General features: G+C 48.1%; 14 protein-coding genes. 11 read left to right on the forward strand and 3 right to left on the reverse strand.

Annotated elements, in window-relative coordinates; genetic code table 11:
- Window positions 1–90 precede the first annotated feature (90 nt).
- The 5 genes from CS562_RS10625 (at window position 91) to CS562_RS10645 (ending at window position 9281) form a co-directional block, all read left to right on the forward strand.
- Window positions 91–795 (forward strand): ABC transporter ATP-binding protein, encoded by a 705-nt coding sequence (locus tag CS562_RS10625; protein ID WP_099855550.1) that lies wholly within the window; start codon window positions 91–93, stop codon window positions 793–795.
- Window positions 792–2156 carry an ABC transporter permease gene (locus CS562_RS10630; RefSeq protein WP_099855551.1) on the forward strand — a complete coding sequence of 455 codons (1365 nt, stop codon included), beginning with the start codon at window positions 792–794 and terminating at the stop codon, window positions 2154–2156. The genes CS562_RS10625 and CS562_RS10630 overlap by 4 nt, the downstream gene beginning before the upstream one ends.
- 113 nt (window positions 2157–2269) lie before the next feature.
- Window positions 2270–3319: an efflux RND transporter periplasmic adaptor subunit gene (locus CS562_RS10635; protein WP_180287095.1), complete on the forward strand. Its 1050-nt coding sequence runs from the start codon at window positions 2270–2272 to the stop codon at window positions 3317–3319.
- A gap of 551 nt (window positions 3320–3870) precedes the next feature.
- Entirely contained in the window at window positions 3871–6303 is a 2433-nt protein-coding gene (locus CS562_RS10640; RefSeq protein ID WP_099855554.1) for a glycoside hydrolase family 6 protein, read from the forward strand.
- 635 nt (window positions 6304–6938) lie between these two features.
- Window positions 6939–9281: a rhamnogalacturonan lyase gene (locus CS562_RS10645; protein WP_099855933.1), complete on the forward strand. Its 2343-nt coding sequence runs from the start codon at window positions 6939–6941 to the stop codon at window positions 9279–9281.
- Window positions 9282–9437: 156 nt separating this feature from the next.
- On the opposite strand, the gene CS562_RS10650 is transcribed toward CS562_RS10645, so the two are convergent.
- Window positions 9438–10043, reverse strand: coding sequence for a histidine phosphatase family protein (locus tag CS562_RS10650; RefSeq protein ID WP_099855556.1), 606 nt, complete (start codon window positions 10041–10043; stop codon window positions 9438–9440).
- Window positions 10044–10222: 179 nt separating this feature from the next.
- Here CS562_RS10650 and CS562_RS10655 point away from each other — a divergent pair, with 179 nt between their 5' ends.
- Together CS562_RS10655 and melA are read left to right on the forward strand one after the other, a co-directional pair.
- Window positions 10223–11233, forward strand: a complete 1011-nt coding sequence (locus tag CS562_RS10655) for an AraC family transcriptional regulator (RefSeq protein WP_099855936.1) — start codon at window positions 10223–10225, stop codon at window positions 11231–11233.
- A gap of 178 nt (window positions 11234–11411) precedes the next feature.
- Window positions 11412–12917, forward strand: coding sequence for an alpha-glucosidase/alpha-galactosidase (melA, locus tag CS562_RS10660; RefSeq protein ID WP_099855558.1), 1506 nt, complete (start codon window positions 11412–11414; stop codon window positions 12915–12917).
- Window positions 12918–12965: 48 nt separating this feature from the next.
- Here the strand turns inward: melA and CS562_RS10665 are convergent, their stop codons facing one another.
- Window positions 12966–13553 (reverse strand): hypothetical protein, encoded by a 588-nt coding sequence (locus tag CS562_RS10665; RefSeq protein ID WP_175383551.1) that lies wholly within the window; start codon window positions 13551–13553, stop codon window positions 12966–12968.
- Window positions 13554–13856: 303 nt separating this feature from the next.
- Between CS562_RS10665 and CS562_RS10670 the strand changes: the two genes are divergently transcribed.
- The 3 genes from CS562_RS10670 (at window position 13857) to CS562_RS10680 (ending at window position 16214) form a co-directional block, all read left to right on the forward strand.
- Entirely contained in the window at window positions 13857–14627 is a 771-nt protein-coding gene (locus tag CS562_RS10670; RefSeq protein ID WP_024628860.1) for an amino acid ABC transporter substrate-binding protein, read from the forward strand.
- 109 nt (window positions 14628–14736) lie between these two features.
- Entirely contained in the window at window positions 14737–15396 is a 660-nt protein-coding gene (locus CS562_RS10675; RefSeq protein WP_099855561.1) for an amino acid ABC transporter permease, read from the forward strand.
- A 62-nt stretch (window positions 15397–15458) separates the two neighbouring features.
- On the forward strand, window positions 15459–16214 hold the full coding sequence (locus CS562_RS10680; RefSeq protein WP_099855562.1) for an amino acid ABC transporter ATP-binding protein: 756 nt from the start codon (window positions 15459–15461) through the stop codon (window positions 16212–16214).
- A 76-nt stretch (window positions 16215–16290) separates the two neighbouring features.
- Here the strand turns inward: CS562_RS10680 and CS562_RS10685 are convergent, their stop codons facing one another.
- The gene (locus tag CS562_RS10685; protein ID WP_099855564.1) at window positions 16291–16842 is read right to left on the reverse strand and encodes a mediator of RNA polymerase II transcription subunit 4; all 552 of its coding nucleotides are present in this window, start codon (window positions 16840–16842) and stop codon (window positions 16291–16293) included.
- A gap of 179 nt (window positions 16843–17021) precedes the next feature.
- Here CS562_RS10685 and CS562_RS10690 point away from each other — a divergent pair, with 179 nt between their 5' ends.
- Entirely contained in the window at window positions 17022–17360 is a 339-nt protein-coding gene (locus CS562_RS10690; protein ID WP_099855565.1) for a DUF4190 domain-containing protein, read from the forward strand.
- Window positions 17361–17467 lie beyond the last annotated feature (107 nt).

Here is a 17467-nt window from a genome sequence, read left to right on the forward strand (position 1 = left end):
ATTTTACAAATTGGATACAAGTCCAGATTGGACCGATACATCTGATGGCTATAATTACCTCTATTACATCGATGAGAGGAAGCCAGATTCATGCTGCGAGTTGAACAGGTGTCACACACATTCCGCAATACACAAGGGACTGTTCCCGTGTTGCAGGACATTAACATATCCGTGGGTAAGGGTGAGATGGTTGCACTGCTGGGAAGCTCCGGTTCAGGCAAATCGACGTTATTGCATCTGATGGCAGGTCTGATGAAGCCAGACACAGGCAAGATCCTTATAGCAGATCAGGATATTGTGCGTATGAGTGAGAACCGACTGGCGGAATTCCGCCGGACACATATTGGCTTTATTTTTCAGGCGTATGAGCTGCTGGCGAACCTGACAATTCGGGAAAATGTAGAGCTGCCGCTCGTGTTTCAGGGCATTCGCCCATCACGGCGTAAGCAAAAGGCGATGCACCTGCTGGAACAGGTTGGCCTTATCGGCAAGTCCGAATTATTCCCTTCCCAGCTATCGGGAGGGCAGCAGCAGCGCGTCAGCATTGCGCGTTCACTGATTACGGAGCCGTCCGTCATATTCGCGGACGAGCCTACCGGGAACCTCGATACCCGAACGGAGGAAGAGATCATTTCCATTTTGCAACAGCTGAATCGGGAGATGCATACAACATTCGTTATTGTCACGCATGAGGCTGAAGTGGCGGAGCAGATGCAGGTTGTCATTACATTGCAGGACGGATGCTTGGTGGAGAGTAGCCAGTCCAAGGCAGTAGAGCAAGGAGAGCGGTTGTGAGAGTTCTGGATGTGTTGCGAATGTCATGGGGACAGATTGTGCGCAGGAAGGTGGTAACTCTACTGTGCATGATTGGCCTGTCCATCGGCTGTGCGGCCATGATTATTGCATTAAGCGTGGGGCAGTCGGTACAGGTCTATGGTGAGAAAACGTTAAATGAGAATTACAAAATGGATGAGATTACGGTATCACCCAATGAGGGAATCGGTTCGGGCGGAAGTAATGGGCAGACGTCCACCTTCGAACGAGGAGCGCTAACGGCTCGAAAAATCGATATTATTGCCAGCCTTCCGCATGTTGTCGCCGTTGCTCCGATGCTGAAGCTGGATATGCTGGAGATGGCTACATTGGATGGCAAAAGCTCCAATGTGGAAGTCATCGGTACAGAGCTTGGATCATTGAGCCGTTTCGGCTACCGTTTTGACAAAGGCGGGGCATCGGGGATTAGCGGAGCCGCTATTGTGAATTACGGTGCAACCTTCGGACTTGTAGATGCCGAGGTGATACGCGAACTGAACAACAAGCTCATGGAGGATTCGTTTAATGACGAGTTTTTACAGCAGTACATGGCGTTGATGTCTACCCAAACCGAGCTGTTTCAAGCACAGTTTAACCTGAAATATCAGGACATGAATGATTCCGCCAAAGCCACAACAAGTTCGCCTTTGCGAGTGACGGGGGTACTGAAGGTGCCTGGCGGCATGAGTGAGAACAATGCCATGTATGACAAAAAGGTCTACGTTTCCCTCGAAACCGCCCGGATGCTCGCGGAACAGTTCCAGAGCAGTCAGGCACAGGCCGCGGCAGCAGGACGGTTGAATTCGGCGCTCGTGAAGGTAGAGGACAAGAAGTATGTGGCACAAGTGCAGGAGCAGATTCAGAAGCTGACGCTAATGACAGACAGCAATCTGTATCAGGAGCAGGCGATGAAGGAACAGCTTGGCATGTACCAGAAGGCCGCTATGGGCATAGGGATATTCGTCATGCTGCTGGCTTCGCTGTCCATTATTGTTGCGATGATCATGTCCACTCATCAGCGCCGCAAACAGATTGGCGTCATGAAGGTGCTAGGAGCCAATCTGTGGCAGATCAGGCAGATGTTCATTACTGAAGCTGCTGTACTTGGAGTGTTGGGTGGCATTGTTGGCGTCTTCATCGCTTACGGAGCCATTCAGGGGGTAAATGGACTACTCCAAGGACAAATCTCGATGGAGGCAAGCACACCTCTCCAAGTGGTTATTGAGACGTCGACCCTACCTGCTGGTATAGCGTTTGCGGTGTTGACCGGAGTACTCTCGGGAATCTATCCGGCGATTAGCGCCTCGCGTACAAATGCGTTGCAGGTGATAAAATCGGCATAAATAAAGCAGAGATATAGGGGAAGCACAGTTTAGGGATTGAACAGACAGATTCAATGAAGGGACATACGGCAATGAAGAACTCGGCAATAAGCAAATGGATAAAGAGAATCATCATGATCGGACTGCTCGCGGGCGCTGGATACTTTCTGTACCAGCAATATAAACCGATACCCGAAGCGCCCATCGAGGCCCCGCAGCCCATTACATTTGAAGTTACTCAGGAGACGATCACGCAGGAAATTCAGGTCAAAGGCAAGTCTGCTTATGCCAAACAGACGGATGTGTACGCTCCTTTTGCCTCGAAAATAAAGCAGTGGAATATCGAGAATGGGGAGCCCATTCACAAGGGAGCCGTGATGTTCTCACTTGATTCGAAAGCATTGCAGACGGAAGTGCAGCAGTTGGAAACCGATATTGAGAAATCGAGGCTGGAAGCTCAATTGAATGAGATTGGTCTTGCTCAAGGAGAGGGTCCCGAGCAATTGGGGGTTACCGAAGAAGAACGGAAGAAAGCCTTCGCCGAGCGGGAAACAAAACGACTGACCAACGAAATGAACAAGGAATCCATCGCTGTAAAGGAGCAGGAGGTTCAGGCCAAGAAAGCGGTCATTGGTTTATCCACTGTGTACGCGCCGGTATCCGGTGTGTTTCTGATGAACGATTCGGAGACCAAGACACGTATGGTGGGAGAAGGTCAGTATATGGGTACCATTGTGGACACGGGCAAATTACAATTTGTGGCGACCATTAGCGAGCAGGAGCTATTCAAAATCCAAACAGGTATGCCTGTAAGTGTACATATGACGGGCAATAAGGAGGTTCCGTTAACCGGAAAGGTCAGCAAAATCTCCAAGTTTGCCAAAAAGGGAACAGAAACCGATCTGAAACAGCCTTCCCAATTCGATATTGTCATTGATCTGAAGCCAAACGCCAAGCTGATCGGTGGATTAAGTCTGGAGGGCAAGATTGAAACGCTGCGTAAGGAGAAAGCAACGGTCGTTCCGACGCTCGCGGTCATGCGGGATCAGGATACGGCATATGTGATGCTGGATCAGGGCAACGGGCAATATGCACAGCAGACGATTCAAACAGGCATCGAGACAGATGACAAGACTGAAGTATTGAACGGCTTGAAACCGGGTGATATTGTAGTGCTTCCATAAAAAAGAGAGCATGAGAATATGGCATGTGAAATAGCTCATTACGGGGAATAAGCCTGTGATGGGCCTTTTTTATGGCTTGGGGAGGCGCATCTCGGAATTCCTGCTAGATTTATGGAATTAAATATAATAATTTTTAATAAATTCAATTTACAGTAATATTTACATGGAGTATAATCGATTCATAAGGAGGTGGACACGCGATGTGAGGTTTGTATCGAGGGTAAGCCTTTTTTTAAAACCTCTAAAAGTAAGCGCTTACTTTGTTTGAGTCTGAGCAATGCCTTGAAAGCCGTTCACCAAAGATCACCCGCACACACCTACATATGTTATCCCCCTTGCTTTGTCGCTTAACCTCAGTGTAAGACACCATTTCTGTTTCTTGTTTCACACCTTATTGTTGTTGACCTACTTGTCCCAAATGTTTCTACATTCATGGAGGTGAAGATCCTACAGCTCATCCATATGTTCTCTACCGTGCATAGCATCTTGCCGACACAGAGGATCAGACATGAGTATATACCCAATCCAAGTACAGGAAAGGTGGAACCCTAATGACAAGATCGAAAACCTTATCGAAAGGCGGAAAGTTCCTTCGCAGAAGTGTAAAACAAATGCTGGCAGCAACGCTGCTCGCGGCGGGAATCTTCCCGGGCATGGCTCCAGGAGTGAGTCAGGCGGCTGAAGCGCATGTGGATAATCCGTTTGTTGGAGCTACAGCGTATTTAAACCAGGATTATTCGGCTCTCGTGGATACGTCCATCGCTCTCACCAGTGATACGTCGTTAATAGCCAAGATGGAAACGGTCAAATCCTATCCAACGGCAGTCTGGATCGACCGTATTGCCGCTATTAATGGTGGAACAGACAATGCCGGACGTAAAAGTGTGGAGCAGCATCTGGATGCCGCCTTGGCACAAAAGAAGGCAGGTACTCCAATTACCGCTTCATTCGTTATCTACAACTTGCCTGGGCGGGATTGTCATGCACTTGCGTCCAATGGTGAACTTCCACTAACACAGGCTGCACTGCAGACGTATAAAAATGATTATATCAATGTAATCGCCGATATTTTTGCAAAGCCCAAGTATCAGGACATTCGCATCATCGCCATCATTGAGCCGGACAGTCTGCCCAATCTGGTAACTAATCTGAGCACACCAGCTTGTGCGCAGGCGAGTTCAACAGGCATTTATGAAGCTGGTGTGAAATACGCCTTGGAAAAGCTGCATGCCATTCCGAATGTGTACAACTACCTGGATATTGGTCACTCCGGCTGGCTGGGCTGGGATAACAACCGTACAGGTGCAATCTCGCTGTATACCAGCGTTGTCCAAGGAACAGCAGCAGGTCTGAACAGCGCCGATGGCTTCATTACGAACACGGCGAACAGCACACCGCTGAATGAACCGAATCTGCCTAATCCGGATCTGAATATTGGTGGACAACCGATCAAGTCCTCCAAGTTTTATGAGTGGAATCCGTACTTTGACGAAACTGATTTCACTGCGGCGCTGTATAGCGGATTTGTACAAGCTGGCTGGCCGGCCAGCACAGGCTTCCTGATTGATACCAGCCGCAATGGATGGGGCGGGGTGAACCGTCCAACGTCTGCCACAGGCAGTGATATGAACACGTACGTGAATTCCGGGCGTGTGGACAAGCGCGATCACCGGGGGAACTGGTGTAATAACAGTGGGGCAGGCATAGGTGAAGCACCTAAAGCAGCACCAGGACCAGCCCATCTGGATGCCTATGTATGGGTCAAGCCTCCAGGGGAGTCTGATGGCTCCAGCTCGGAAATTCCGAACAACGAAGGTAAAGGCTTCGACCGGATGTGTGATCCAACGTTTACAACTCGTGATGGTGTATTGACGGGTGCGCTACCTAATGCACCAGTGTCAGGTCACTGGTTCCATGACCAATTCGTCATGTTGGTGCAAAACTCATTCCCTGTTCTTCCTGCCAGCAATGGTGGAGGGGGTGGAACGACAGCTCCAGCAGCTCCCGCAACACTCTCTGCGACAGCAGGTAACGCACAGGTTTCCCTGAGCTGGACAGCCTCCACAGGTGCGACCAGTTATAACGTGAAACGGGCGTTGAGTGCATCGGGTCCATTCACTACGGTTGCTGCGGGCGTGACCGGCACATCGTATGCCAACACAGGTCTGATCAATGGAACAACCTATTATTATGTAGTTAGTGCCGTGAACGCTGCGGGTGAGAGTGTGAATTCGGCAGTACAAAGTGCTGTGCCGGTTGCAGGCGTAACCGCTCCTGCCGCACCAACAGCATTGACAGCTACGGCAGGTAATGCTCAAATCAGTTTATCCTGGGCGGCTTCTGCAGGAGCTACCAGTTATAACGTGAAACGAGCGTTGAGTGCATCAGGTCCATTCACTACGGTTGCTACGGGCGTGAGCGGCACATCGTATGCCAACACAGGTCTGATCAATGGAACAACCTATCATTATGTGGTTAGTGCCGTGAACGCTGCTGGGGAAAGTGTCAATTCTGCCGCAGCTTCTGCAACACCACAAAGTGTAGTTGTTCCGACCAGTGACCTGGTTCTGCAATATCGTGCGGGAGATACCAACGCGGCAGATAACCAAATCAAACCGTATTTCAACATCAAAAACGTAGGTAACACGGCTGTAAACCTGAGTGATCTGAAAATCCGTTATTACTTTTCAAAAGAAGGTACCGCAGCGATGGACTCTGCAATTGACTGGGCTCAGGTCGGTGGAGATAACATCCAACGCACATTTACCGATTCCTATGTAGAGCTGAGCTTTACTTCTGGAGCAGGTGCGATCCAGGCAGGTGGACAGTCGGGGGATATCCAGCTCCGCATGTACAAAACGGACTGGAGCAACTTTGATGAAACCAATGATTATTCCTACGATCCAACCAAAACATCCTATCAGGACTGGAACAAGGTGACCCTCTACAAAGGCGGTACCCTGGTCTGGGGCATTGAGCCTTAAAAGGAGCGAATACGTAAAAGGGACGTTCCCCAGTCATGTTCATGACTGGGGGACGCCCCTTTTTCAATTTTTACGAATAGAGTGCGTCTTATTTTGTGTAATGGAGACGGTGCAGTGTTTTAACGAATCGTATACACGTTATTACCAGGTTTTCGCCCTGTGGTCACGCTGTTTCGATGGTTTTTACCAGTTAACGATACTGGAGTTCGTTAGTTTTTCTATTGCCCGCTAATCTTCGGAATAAGGTGTGCTCGTTTCGATAGAGTCCTGAACAACACTGAATATTGATCGTTTTGGACGGATATTTGCCTATGTTAGCAGCAGGCAGGATGTCTATAATAATACCCGATGGGCAGGATGAAGCTGCTCTGATTGATGACAAAATGGAAGGGGGAGAGTCGAGAGAATCAGTATAGGAGGAAGTTTTTCTCTTGCACTTTTTGTAAGCGTATTCAGTAAAATTTGAAGGATATGAACGTCTGTATGGATTGACGGATGTCGCCACGATCGAAGCACAGCCATAAGCATCACCCATTCTGTCTCAAGGAGAGTGAAGGTCGATGAAATCCAAAATAACAGCGCCGATACATAAGGGATCGGTTTCAGGTATGCACTCCAATCGCAGAAAGGTGCGTATGCCACTTGCAGCCAAAATGCTATCTTCGGCACTAAGCGTTGCTTTGCTCGTTGCGGGAACAGCGGGTGCGAGCGGAGCAGCAGCTTCCAGTGAGAACAGCGCGGCTGAGGCCAGTGTGCAGTCACATAAGGGAGGTAGTTCTTTGAAAGACATTCAGCTTGAGTATCTTGATCGCGGTCTGGTTGCGGCGTCTACTTCCGAGGGTATTTTTCTCAGTTGGAGATTGCTTGGTGACGAGGCTACAGGGTATAGCGATAAAGGTCTGACAGGCACGGATTTCAACGTATATCGTGATGGCAAGAAGATTGCTACGGTCACCGACAGCACCAACTATGTTGATGCCTCAGGCAAATCGTCGTCCCGTTATGAAGTGGCAGCAGTAAGCAATAAGGGCAAGGAGAGCAAACGCAGTGCAACTGTCAAACCTTGGGCGAACGGCTACGTCGATATTCCTTTGCAAAAACCGGTCGATGGTGTGACGCCAGTGGGAGAAGCCTACTCGTATTCTGCGAATGACATGAGTGTGGGTGATGTGGATGGGGACGGTCAGTATGAGTTTTTTGTAAAATGGGACCCTTCTAATTCCAAGGATGTCTCGCAAAAAGGCTACACCGGTAAAACTTACGTGGATTGTTACACGCTGGACGGACAATTGTTGTACCGGATCGATCTCGGGGTTAACATCCGTTCGGGTGCTCATTATACACAAATGCTCGTTTATGATTTTGACGGGGATGGTAAGGCTGAGCTGATGTTCAAGACCGCACCGGGAACCAAGATTATCAATTATAACAAAAAAGGAAAGGTCACTTCCGAGAAATACATCACCCTTCCGAAGCAGGATCGCAAGGCAGGATACTCCAACGAAGATGATTACCGTTTAAGTGCAGATGGTTACTATGATCATGTCGTGGATATGTTCAAAAACTGGCATAAACATGAAGAGGTCGTGAAGGGCAACTGGCCTGCTACATTGGAGGAAGCTTTTGGGATTGAGAAAAAGTATAGTTATCCATTGTCTCAGAAGGATGCTGAGAGCTTGGCCGATTACTTCATCGATGTGTATGCACCAAGCCGCAGTGACAAGAATGAGCTGCGCAAGTTCGAAGGTTTTATCGTGGATGGACCTGAGTATGTAACGGTGTTCGAAGGAGAGTCAGGCAAAGAGCTGGAGACCATTCCTTATGAACCGGGACGGCAGGATGATGGGTTGATGTGGGGCGATTACGCAATGGCGCGTATTGAACCAGCGAACCGGGTAGATCGTTTCCTGGCAGGCGTGGCATATCTGGATGGAAAGAAACCGTCTGCGATCTTTGCACGCGGATACTACACACGTTCGACCATGGTGGCCTACAACTGGGATGGCAAAAAGCTCAAACGTGAATGGAAAGTCGACAGTGGCTGGACACCGATGAAGAACCCGTTCAATGACGGTCCGCATGGGGTGGACGGTACTGATCCAGAGTATGGCTCCATTACAACGCAAGGTGCGCACTATTTCAGTGTTGCTGATGTGGATGGAGACGGTAAACAGGAGATTGTGTACGGCTCGGCCACGATTGATCATGATGGCAGTGTGCTGTACAGCTCCAAGGACCTGATGCCTGCGGAGAGTGCTGCTCCGGGAACGATTGCACGTCTGGGCCATGGGGATGCGCTTCATGTAGCGGATATCGATCCGGATCGTCCGGGACTGGAAATCTTCATGGTGCATGAGGGCGGTCCATGGGCGCCATACGGATATTCCCTGCGGGATGCGAAGACTGGGGAAGTGATCTATGGCGGATACACGGGCAAAGATACCGGACGTGGCATGATCGGTGATGTGGACCCGACTCGTCGCGGGTTGGAGACATGGGCTGTAGGATTGTGGACAGCCAGCGGAGAGAAAATAAGCGATAAAGCCCCGGGCACGAATATGAATATACGATGGGCCGCCGATATGACAACTCAGATCGTGGACGGTGCCATCGATGTTACACCTACGATTAAAGATTGGAATCGCGGCACGCTGCTGACCGCAACCGGAACGTTGACTAACAATTATACCAAGGGTACGCCATCTCTCGTTGCGGATATCTTCGGGGATTGGCGGGAAGAGATGCTGGTGAGAACTGAGGACAGCTCAGCGATCCGCATCTACCTGAGCACCGAGAAGACTGACCGTAAACTGTACACGCTGATGCACGATGCTATGTATCGTGTCGGCATTGCTGGACAGAACAGTGGATACAATCAGCCGTCCTACCCGTCCTTCTACATGGCATCGGATATCGACTGGTCGAAGGTTACACTGCCCAAGTTCCACACGCCCAAGTCGGGTAAGGGTGAAAAGTGAGAAGTAATAGGCGATAGGTTTTCAAAAGTATTATTTCGTTATAGGAAGTGTTTACTATTGTATTAAGTGAAGCTCTGGAGTAACCTCAGTGCGTTTAGGCGTACGGGAGGTTACCCGGAGTTTTTTTGATATGGCTAAACGAAGCAACATACGGCTTCACCCTTCCAAATGTGATACGGATGCAAAATCTTGAATGGTGTACTTCCCGTTTCCATAAATCAATGTGGTGATGGAGCATTCGGGAATCAACTGACTTTGCATCGCGATAAAATCAGGATGCCAGACGTTAAGTTCATGCTCTGGGAATGTGTTTACGAGAAAATCTGTAATTAACCCTCCATGAGTAACGAGAACGATATAGCTGTCTGGTGGCTCTACACTCGTCAATTCCGTTAGGAAAAAGGCCAAACGTTCGCCTGCTTGCTTAGAGGAATCACCTACGGGTGGGAGATAGTCTGGATCATTTGTGCATCGGTCCCACATCGCGATGAATTCTTCAAAGGTTTGTTCAGGCAGGTCACCCCAGTTGGCGCGTTCCCGCAGACGCGAGTTTTCAGTCACTGTAATGTTTGTTTGGAGAGCAATATGTGCCGCAGTGTCGATCGCTCTTTGAAGTGGGCTTGTAATGATTTTGGTGACAGGTACGTTAGCTAAATGAAGTGCTGTTGATTTAGCTTGTACTACTCCCTCGGATGTGATGGGAACATCACCGATGCACTTTTCTTTTAATGCATGCCTCACCAAAAAAAATGTAGTTTTCATAGTCTCAAGACCTCCTGGCTATAGATTGGATGAAACAAAATTGATTAGATTTATAACTAATTATATGATTATCTAATTTAAAATCGCAATTATTTTTCTTTTGCACGGGTGAAATACATCACCCAGACTTGCTACAATGGAGAAAAGTGAGGATCGTTGCAGCAACGGAGGTGCAGGCATTGGAAGCAAAACATTGGACAGGCAGTCTGTTTCAGGAGAAACTGCGTACTGAGGACTATGGACCGCGTTTCTACGCGTATTATTACAAGCAATGGGACAACTACCAGATGTCCTATCATGATCATGATTCCACGGAGATCATGTACATTATTTCGGGAATGTGCCGGGTCGATGTACAGATGCAGGATGGCAGCTCGGAACAGGCAGTATTGAAAAAAGGGCAGTTCATTCTGCTGGACGCGGGGGTTCCACACCGTCTGCTGGTGAAGGATGGCGTACCGTGCCGCATGCTCAATGTGGAATTTGGAGTTGCCCGTTCGGAGCCAGGGCATCCATCCATTCGCCAGCTCGCGCTGGAAGAGGAAGAAGTCCATGCTTTTCTATCCCATGCCTCGCCTTATCTGGTTTTGCCTGACCCGGAAGAGGTGTACCACATTATGAAAAGCCTGGTGCTGGAGCTGGATCAGCGTGGACTGATGGAGCAGGGACGATCTTCTGCACCCATGCGGATCATTCCGCCGGAGGAACGCTCGCATCATCGCGAAGCCCGTGATCTGAAGTCGCCTGAGCAAGGTACGCTGGTACGCACGTTGTTTATCCAACTGCTGGTTCGGGTCGCAAGACTACGCGGGGAAATCAACCGAAGTGCGCTGGATCAGACAGAGCTGTACGTAAAACGGACGATTGAATTTATGCATCACAATATGGATCGCAATATTCAAATGAAGGATATCGCAGCAGCGGTGAATCTGCATCCAGGCTATTTGCACCGTATTTTTCGCCAGCAGACGAAGCGCACGCCTACCGATTATCTCACGATGCTCCGAATGGAAAAGGCGAAGATGCTGCTGCAGCAGACCAATATTCCAATCTCTGAAATTTCCGATTACGTGGGCGTGGGGAGCAGACAATATTTTCATATGTTATTCAAGAAATATACAGGCCGAACTCCGGTTGAATGTCGTTCTTCAATGGAACGACATGTCAGTCATTATCCCGCTGAAGAATAAATCGTGCAGTTTATCTGGAAAGTACGGCGGTTGAAGCAAAAGTGAGGATTTTTGACAACCTCGCTGCGAAGAGGTCATGATTTTGATAACGCTTCCTTACAACCCGTTGCTACAATGATTTCATGAAGTGAGATCATTAACCGGGGCGAATATACTCGGATTACGGGAGGAACTGTGCATGTCGTTTAAAGTGGCATTTATCGGGGCGGGCAGTATCGGATTTACACGGGGGTTGCTGCGGGATTTGCTCGCGGTACCGGAATTCAACAATATTGAGATAGCGTTCTGTGATATCAATCAGCACAATCTGGACATGGTTACCGAGCTGTGTCAGCGCGATATTCGCGAGAATGGACTGAATATTCAGATTCAGCCGACAACAGACCGGAGAGAAGCGCTCAAGGATGCGAAGTATGTGCTGTGTACAATCCGTGTGGGCGGGTTGGAAGCTTTTGCAACCGATGTAGATATTCCGCTCAAATATGGGGTAGATCAATGTGTCGGCGATACATTGTGTGCAGGTGGGATTATGTATGGACAGCGTGGAATTGCCGAAATGCTCGACATCTGTAAAGATATTCGTGAACAGAGCACACCGGATGTGCTGCTCCTCAATTATTCCAACCCGATGGCTATGCTGACATGGGCCTGCAACAAGTATGGCGGTGTTCGCACGATTGGACTATGTCACGGGGTACAGCATGGGCATCACCAGATTGCGGAAGCGTTTGGACTGAAAATGAATGAAGTGGATATCGTATGTGCCGGAATTAATCATCAGACCTGGTACATCAAAGCATCCCATGAAGGTAAAGACCTTACGGGTGATTTGCTCGAAGCCTTCGAGAAACATCCAGAGTATAGCCGTACCGAGAAAGTGCGGATTGATATGCTGCGCCGATTTGGTTATTACAGTACGGAATCGAATGGTCACCTTAGCGAATATGTGCCTTGGTATCGCAAACGTCCGGAAGAGATCAAGGACTGGATTGATCTGGACAGCTGGATTAACGGCGAGACGGGCGGGTATCTGCGTGTATGTACAGAGGGAAGAAATTGGTTTGAGACTGATTTCCCGAATTGGATGAAGGATGAGCCAATGCAATTTGCCCCGGAAAAACGAGGCGGAGAACATGGTTCCTACATTATAGAAGGGCTGGAAACGGGACGCGTATACCGCGGACACTTCAATACCGTCAATAACGGTGTGATCTCCAACCTGCCTGATGATGCGATCATCGAAGCACCGGGATATGTGGACCGTAACGGCATTTCGATGCCACATGTAGGCGACCTGCCACTCGGCCCGGCTGCCGTGTGTAATGTGAGCATTTCCGTACAACGACTTGCGGTGGAAGCTGCGGTACATGGTGACGACAAACTATTGCGTCAGGCGTTCATGATGGACCCACTCGTGGGTGCCGTATGTAATCCAAAAGAAATCTGGCAAATGGTCGACGAGATGCTGGTCGCCCAAGCCGAATGGTTGCCACAATATGGTGATGCGATTGCCGCGGCAGAAGCAAGACTTGCTGCAGGCAACCTGATTCCAACGAAGGAATATGAAGGTGCTGCACGTCTCAAAGTGAAAACCGTTGAGGAGATGCAGCAGGATCGCGATGCCGCCAACAAAAATGCGGGCGAATCGGATAAAGGGAAAGATCGCGAGAAAGTGCAGCAATAGAACAAAATGAGTAGGGCCTCTCCAAAATTGGAGGGGCCTTGTTTGGGTCTATTTTTTTTCGACACCACGGATTACGAAGGCAAAAGAGGTATCACCCAAGGAAACCTGCGAATTTTTTGGGGAAGACCAGCCGACAAAGGCTCCATAATAATGAGTACCTTTTTCCTGTGCAAACTGGAATGATCCTTCTCGCAAAGAGATGGGACGTGCCTCCCCGTTCACATATTCAACCAGAGTGAACTCGTTAGGTGGTACATCCGTACTCAAGTGAATAGATATGTTCTCGCCCACCAAAACCGAGACAGGTACTTTACCTTCAAGCAATTCCACATCACCCGCATAGTCAGCACACATACCTCCCCAGCAATAACTGCCCTGTATAGCAGGAATAGAGATGCCGCTTTCGCTCTGGATAGTTGGCGTAGGCAGTTCTTGAGGTAAGTTGGACTCCACTTCCTGAGCGTTCTCCTCTAGTGAACCCACTTCGGTTTCCTTTGTATTGGGCGATGGGAAAGAGGGAGGTTCGTTTGTGCCGTTGCTTGGAGTAGGATTACAGCCGGATAATATCAGCAAAGTTGTAAGGAACACGAGTGAAGCCAACGTTCTCACAGTAATGAAGATTTTTATTTTATCCACCTCCCTAATATCTTCCAGACGAAGAACAAGAGAAGAATGTTGCTCATTGTCATAAGCTTGTACAGAACTGAAGACGCTTCAGGAACCGGGGGAGTGGGATATATCGGTGCGTAAGAAGCTGGTAGAGCCTATGAAAGTGAAAGCAGCTTTTTCACAAATTGTTGACAATTAAGCTGGTTCTAAGATAAGGAAAAGGTAAGAGGCTCGACTCTTCTCCTATGCTATGTTATTATAAGACTCTGATAACGTGGTAACGAACTAAAGCGTTTGGGTTTTGGTTATAGACATGGAGGGGTTAGAGAGATGAGAAAACAAGCGATATTTCTATTATTGATCAGCATATGCATGATTGTTGTTGCGGGATGTTCCAGCTCGGGAAGCAAAGATGATAATGCCATTATTGTTGGGATAGATGATAAATTTGCTCCAATGGGCTTCCGGGATGACAAGAATGAAATTGTTGGTTTTGATATTGATTATGCCAGAGCGGCAGCGGAGAAAATGGGTAAAGAAATTACGTTCCAGCCCATTGATTGGTCTTCCAAAGAATCGGAGCTGAACAGCGGCCGAATCGACCTGATCTGGAATGGGTACACGATTACGGATGAGCGGAAAGATAAAGTGCTGTTCACGAAGCCGTATCTGGAGAACAGCCAGGTTGCAGTTACACTCGCGGACTCACCGATTACGAAGTTGGATGAACTGGATGGCAAAAATGTAGGATTGCAGGCCTTGTCCTCTGCAGCAGATGCACTCGCGGCAAGTCCTCTGAAGGATAAAGTGAATGCTTCCGAATTCCCGGACAATGTACTGGCCCTTACCGATCTCAAGACGAAACGTTTGGATGCTGTCATCATCGACGAAGTGGTCGCGAGATATTACATGTCCAAGGAAGAGGGAACGTTCAAACTGCTGGATGAATCCCTTGCTCCGGAACAATACGGCATTGGTGTGAAAAAAGGCAATGAAGAACTGCTGAATCAGCTGCAAAAAGCGTTGGATGAGCTGAATGCCGATGGCACAGCAGCCGAGATTTCCACCAAATGGTTTGGTGAAGATGAAGTTTTGAAATAGGATCAGGCCACTTGCCTGACATATGTAGTAAACAACATGACCCCGGATTCCAAAAAGGAGCAAGTCTCCTGCGGAATGCGGGGTTAACAGATTAGAGGAGCCGATTGCGATGAGCTGGGAGTATTTATTGGGCATCATGAAGCCCATGCTTGAAGGGGCACAGACCACGATCTTTTTATTTTTGTTGGCCATTATAGTGTCAGTACCACTTGGATTTGGAGTAACCTTATTGATGAAAAGCCGATTCAAGCCGTTGGCATGGATCGCTCATACGTACGTATATGTGATGCGGGGAACGCCGCTGATGCTTCAGCTGTTGTTCTTTTGCTTCGGTCTGCCGCTGCTTCCAGGCGTAGGGGAGTATCTTGTATTTGACCGTTTCACGGCGGCAGCACTAGCTTTTATTTTGAATTATGGTGCCTATTTTGCCGAGATTTTCAGAGGTGGATTGCTCTCGATTGATAAAGGACAACATGAAGCTGCACAGGTACTGGGCCTAAGCAAATGGCAGACGATGACGAAAGTCATCATCCCGCAGATGTTTCGGGTAGCATTACCTGCCACTGCAAATGAATCCATAAGCCTTATCAAAGATACGGCATTGTTGTATGCTGTTGCTGTACCTGAGCTGCTCCATTACGCACAGGCCGCAGTAAACCGGGATTTCCGTCTGACACCATTCCTGATTGCAGCTATTATGTATTTGCTGATGACCATGGTACTTACCTTGTTCTTCAAGGCACTGGAGAAACGTTATACATTTGAGTAAACGCGCATGGAACAGAAGTTAATGAAGTTATCCAATCTCATCAATTAAAGGACTGTCTGCATATGACACATATTATAGAAGTGAATCAATTAAGAAAATCATTCGGTACACTTGATGTGCTGAAGCAGGTATCGTTCAACGTGGAGCCTGGTGAAGTCATTGCCGTAATCGGGCCTTCCGGTTCGGGTAAAAGTACGATGCTGCGCAGCCTGATTCATCTTGAGGATATTTCGGGTGGCACCATTCGCATTCAAGGGCAGGCGCTGGCTGAGAACGGATCGTATGCTGGTGCCGCGGATATTCGGAAGATTACGGATCGTATGGGCATGGTCTTTCAGCATTTCAACCTGTTTCCGCATCTGACGGTACAGGCGAATCTGGAACTGGCACCGAAGGCGTTGAAAAAAGAAAGCACAGCGATCATCCGGCAGCGAAGTCTGGAATTGCTCGGTAAAGTCGGACTGTCTGACAAGGCGGATGCTTATCCCGCCAATCTGTCCGGTGGACAGAAACAGCGCGTAGCGATTGCACGCGCACTCATGATGCAACCCGAAATTCTGCTGTTCGACGAGCCGACCTCGGCACTCGATCCCGAGCTGACCGGAGAAGTGCTGCGTGTCATCAAGCAGCTGGCACAGGAGAATATGACGATGATGATCGTCACCCATGAGATGAGCTTTGCCCGCGATGTCGCTGACCGCGTCTTCTTCATGGATAACGGCGAAATCGCCGAGGCGGGTCCGCCGGAGCAGATCTTTGGCAATGCCAAGCTGGAGCGCACGCGCACGTTCTTGCAGCGGGTGGAAGTGGAAGGGTAAGCAAACATAGAAATTTTTATAATACGTGATGTTACATTCAAATGTAGCATCACGTATTTTTTTGACTAAGTTTCATTCAAGAGATGTAACCGTCAAATAGCCAATTTCCTTCTGGGGAACGGACAAAAGAGAACTCATATGCGATATTTCCTTCCGAACCCTTTGTCGTGATGTATTTGGCTATGAACAGCATGAAGTGGTCCGCATCCTTTTGGTCATAACCTCTAAATTCGAATTCATCCCACTGTATGCCTTTAAGGAAATCGACTTCATAGGAGTGGCCTGCATTATAAATAATCATGGTACTGCTGTTTTTGGAAATAACTACATTGGGGGAAGATACGGACTCAATATACGCAATATCACCAGACTCCATGGCATTGATCAGTTTAAACGTCATGTTTAGAGTTTCTCTTAAATTGTTTCTGAGCTCCTCGCTATGTACGTTCTCTTGAAGTTGAATGATCTGTTCCTGAAGACGAGCGTTTTCTTCACGTAGTTCCTTGATAGTTTGGATATTTTCCTCATGAAGCTCTACCGACTTCAAAGCATCGGACGATTTATCCGTTTCACTACAACCCGTCATCAGAAAAGTAAGCGACAATAGAAAAGGCGCAAATTTATACATAATAAACCTCCTTATACTTAAAATAGAATATCATAATTCCTGTGTTCTTAAATGCTTCGTGTTTCCGGACAAATAAGTAAATAAATATAATAAAATCGGAATATTTACAAATAATGGAGCATGTTTTTCCAGTTAATCAAGTATAATAAGACTACTTAATAAACAGGGAGGATTTACCTTTGGATCAACGTCACAATGATGTGGACCGTTATTATAGCGATCCGCTTCCGCCACCACCTTATGTAGTACCAAAAACCAATAGCAAGTCTATTGCAGCTCTTGTCTTGGGGATTTTGTCGCTCACCATACCATACTTGGGATTTTTTATTGGTATCGTAGCTATCATATTTGCGTCGCTGGCACTGAAAGAACTCAGAATTCGTATGGAACAAGGGAAAGGTTTGGCCATTGCGGGTCTCGTCTGTGGAATTATTGGGACGGCTCTCTATGCTATTCTCATTATACTTGTCCTGCTATTTACAGTTGTGGTAAGTACCAATGTTACTTCTACATACTAAGTGTTTGAGCAGTTTACTACCTCTTTTTCTTCATGATCAAAAAAAGCAAGGCCATGTTTAAGCAAACACCCGCTGTTGTTGTGGCGGGGACGTTGCTTGTAACACGC

Origin of the sequence: Paenibacillus sp. LK1, assembly GCF_002750415.1 — a bacterium.
GTDB lineage: Bacteria > Bacillota > Bacilli > Paenibacillales > Paenibacillaceae > Paenibacillus > Paenibacillus taichungensis.

Excerpts from the sequence above, each read along its gene's own strand:
- CS562_RS10645 (WP_099855933.1), top strand. The coding sequence starts at position 6,939 with ATGCCACTTGCAGCCAAAATGCTATCTTCGGCACTAAGCGTTGCTTTG.
- CS562_RS10685 (WP_099855564.1), bottom strand. The coding sequence starts at position 16,842 with ATGTATAAATTTGCGCCTTTTCTATTGTCGCTTACTTTTCTGATGACG.
- CS562_RS10680 (WP_099855562.1), top strand. The coding sequence starts at position 15,459 with ATGACACATATTATAGAAGTGAATCAATTAAGAAAATCATTCGGTACA.
- CS562_RS10640 (WP_099855554.1), top strand. The coding sequence starts at position 3,871 with ATGACAAGATCGAAAACCTTATCGAAAGGCGGAAAGTTCCTTCGCAGA.
- CS562_RS10635 (WP_180287095.1), top strand. The coding sequence starts at position 2,270 with ATGATCGGACTGCTCGCGGGCGCTGGATACTTTCTGTACCAGCAATAT.
- melA (WP_099855558.1), top strand. The coding sequence starts at position 11,412 with ATGTCGTTTAAAGTGGCATTTATCGGGGCGGGCAGTATCGGATTTACA.
- CS562_RS10650 (WP_099855556.1), bottom strand. The coding sequence starts at position 10,043 with ATGAAAACTACATTTTTTTTGGTGAGGCATGCATTAAAAGAAAAGTGC.
- CS562_RS10625 (WP_099855550.1), top strand. The coding sequence starts at position 91 with ATGCTGCGAGTTGAACAGGTGTCACACACATTCCGCAATACACAAGGG.
- CS562_RS10675 (WP_099855561.1), top strand. The coding sequence starts at position 14,737 with ATGAGCTGGGAGTATTTATTGGGCATCATGAAGCCCATGCTTGAAGGG.
- CS562_RS10670 (WP_024628860.1), top strand. The coding sequence starts at position 13,857 with ATGAGAAAACAAGCGATATTTCTATTATTGATCAGCATATGCATGATT.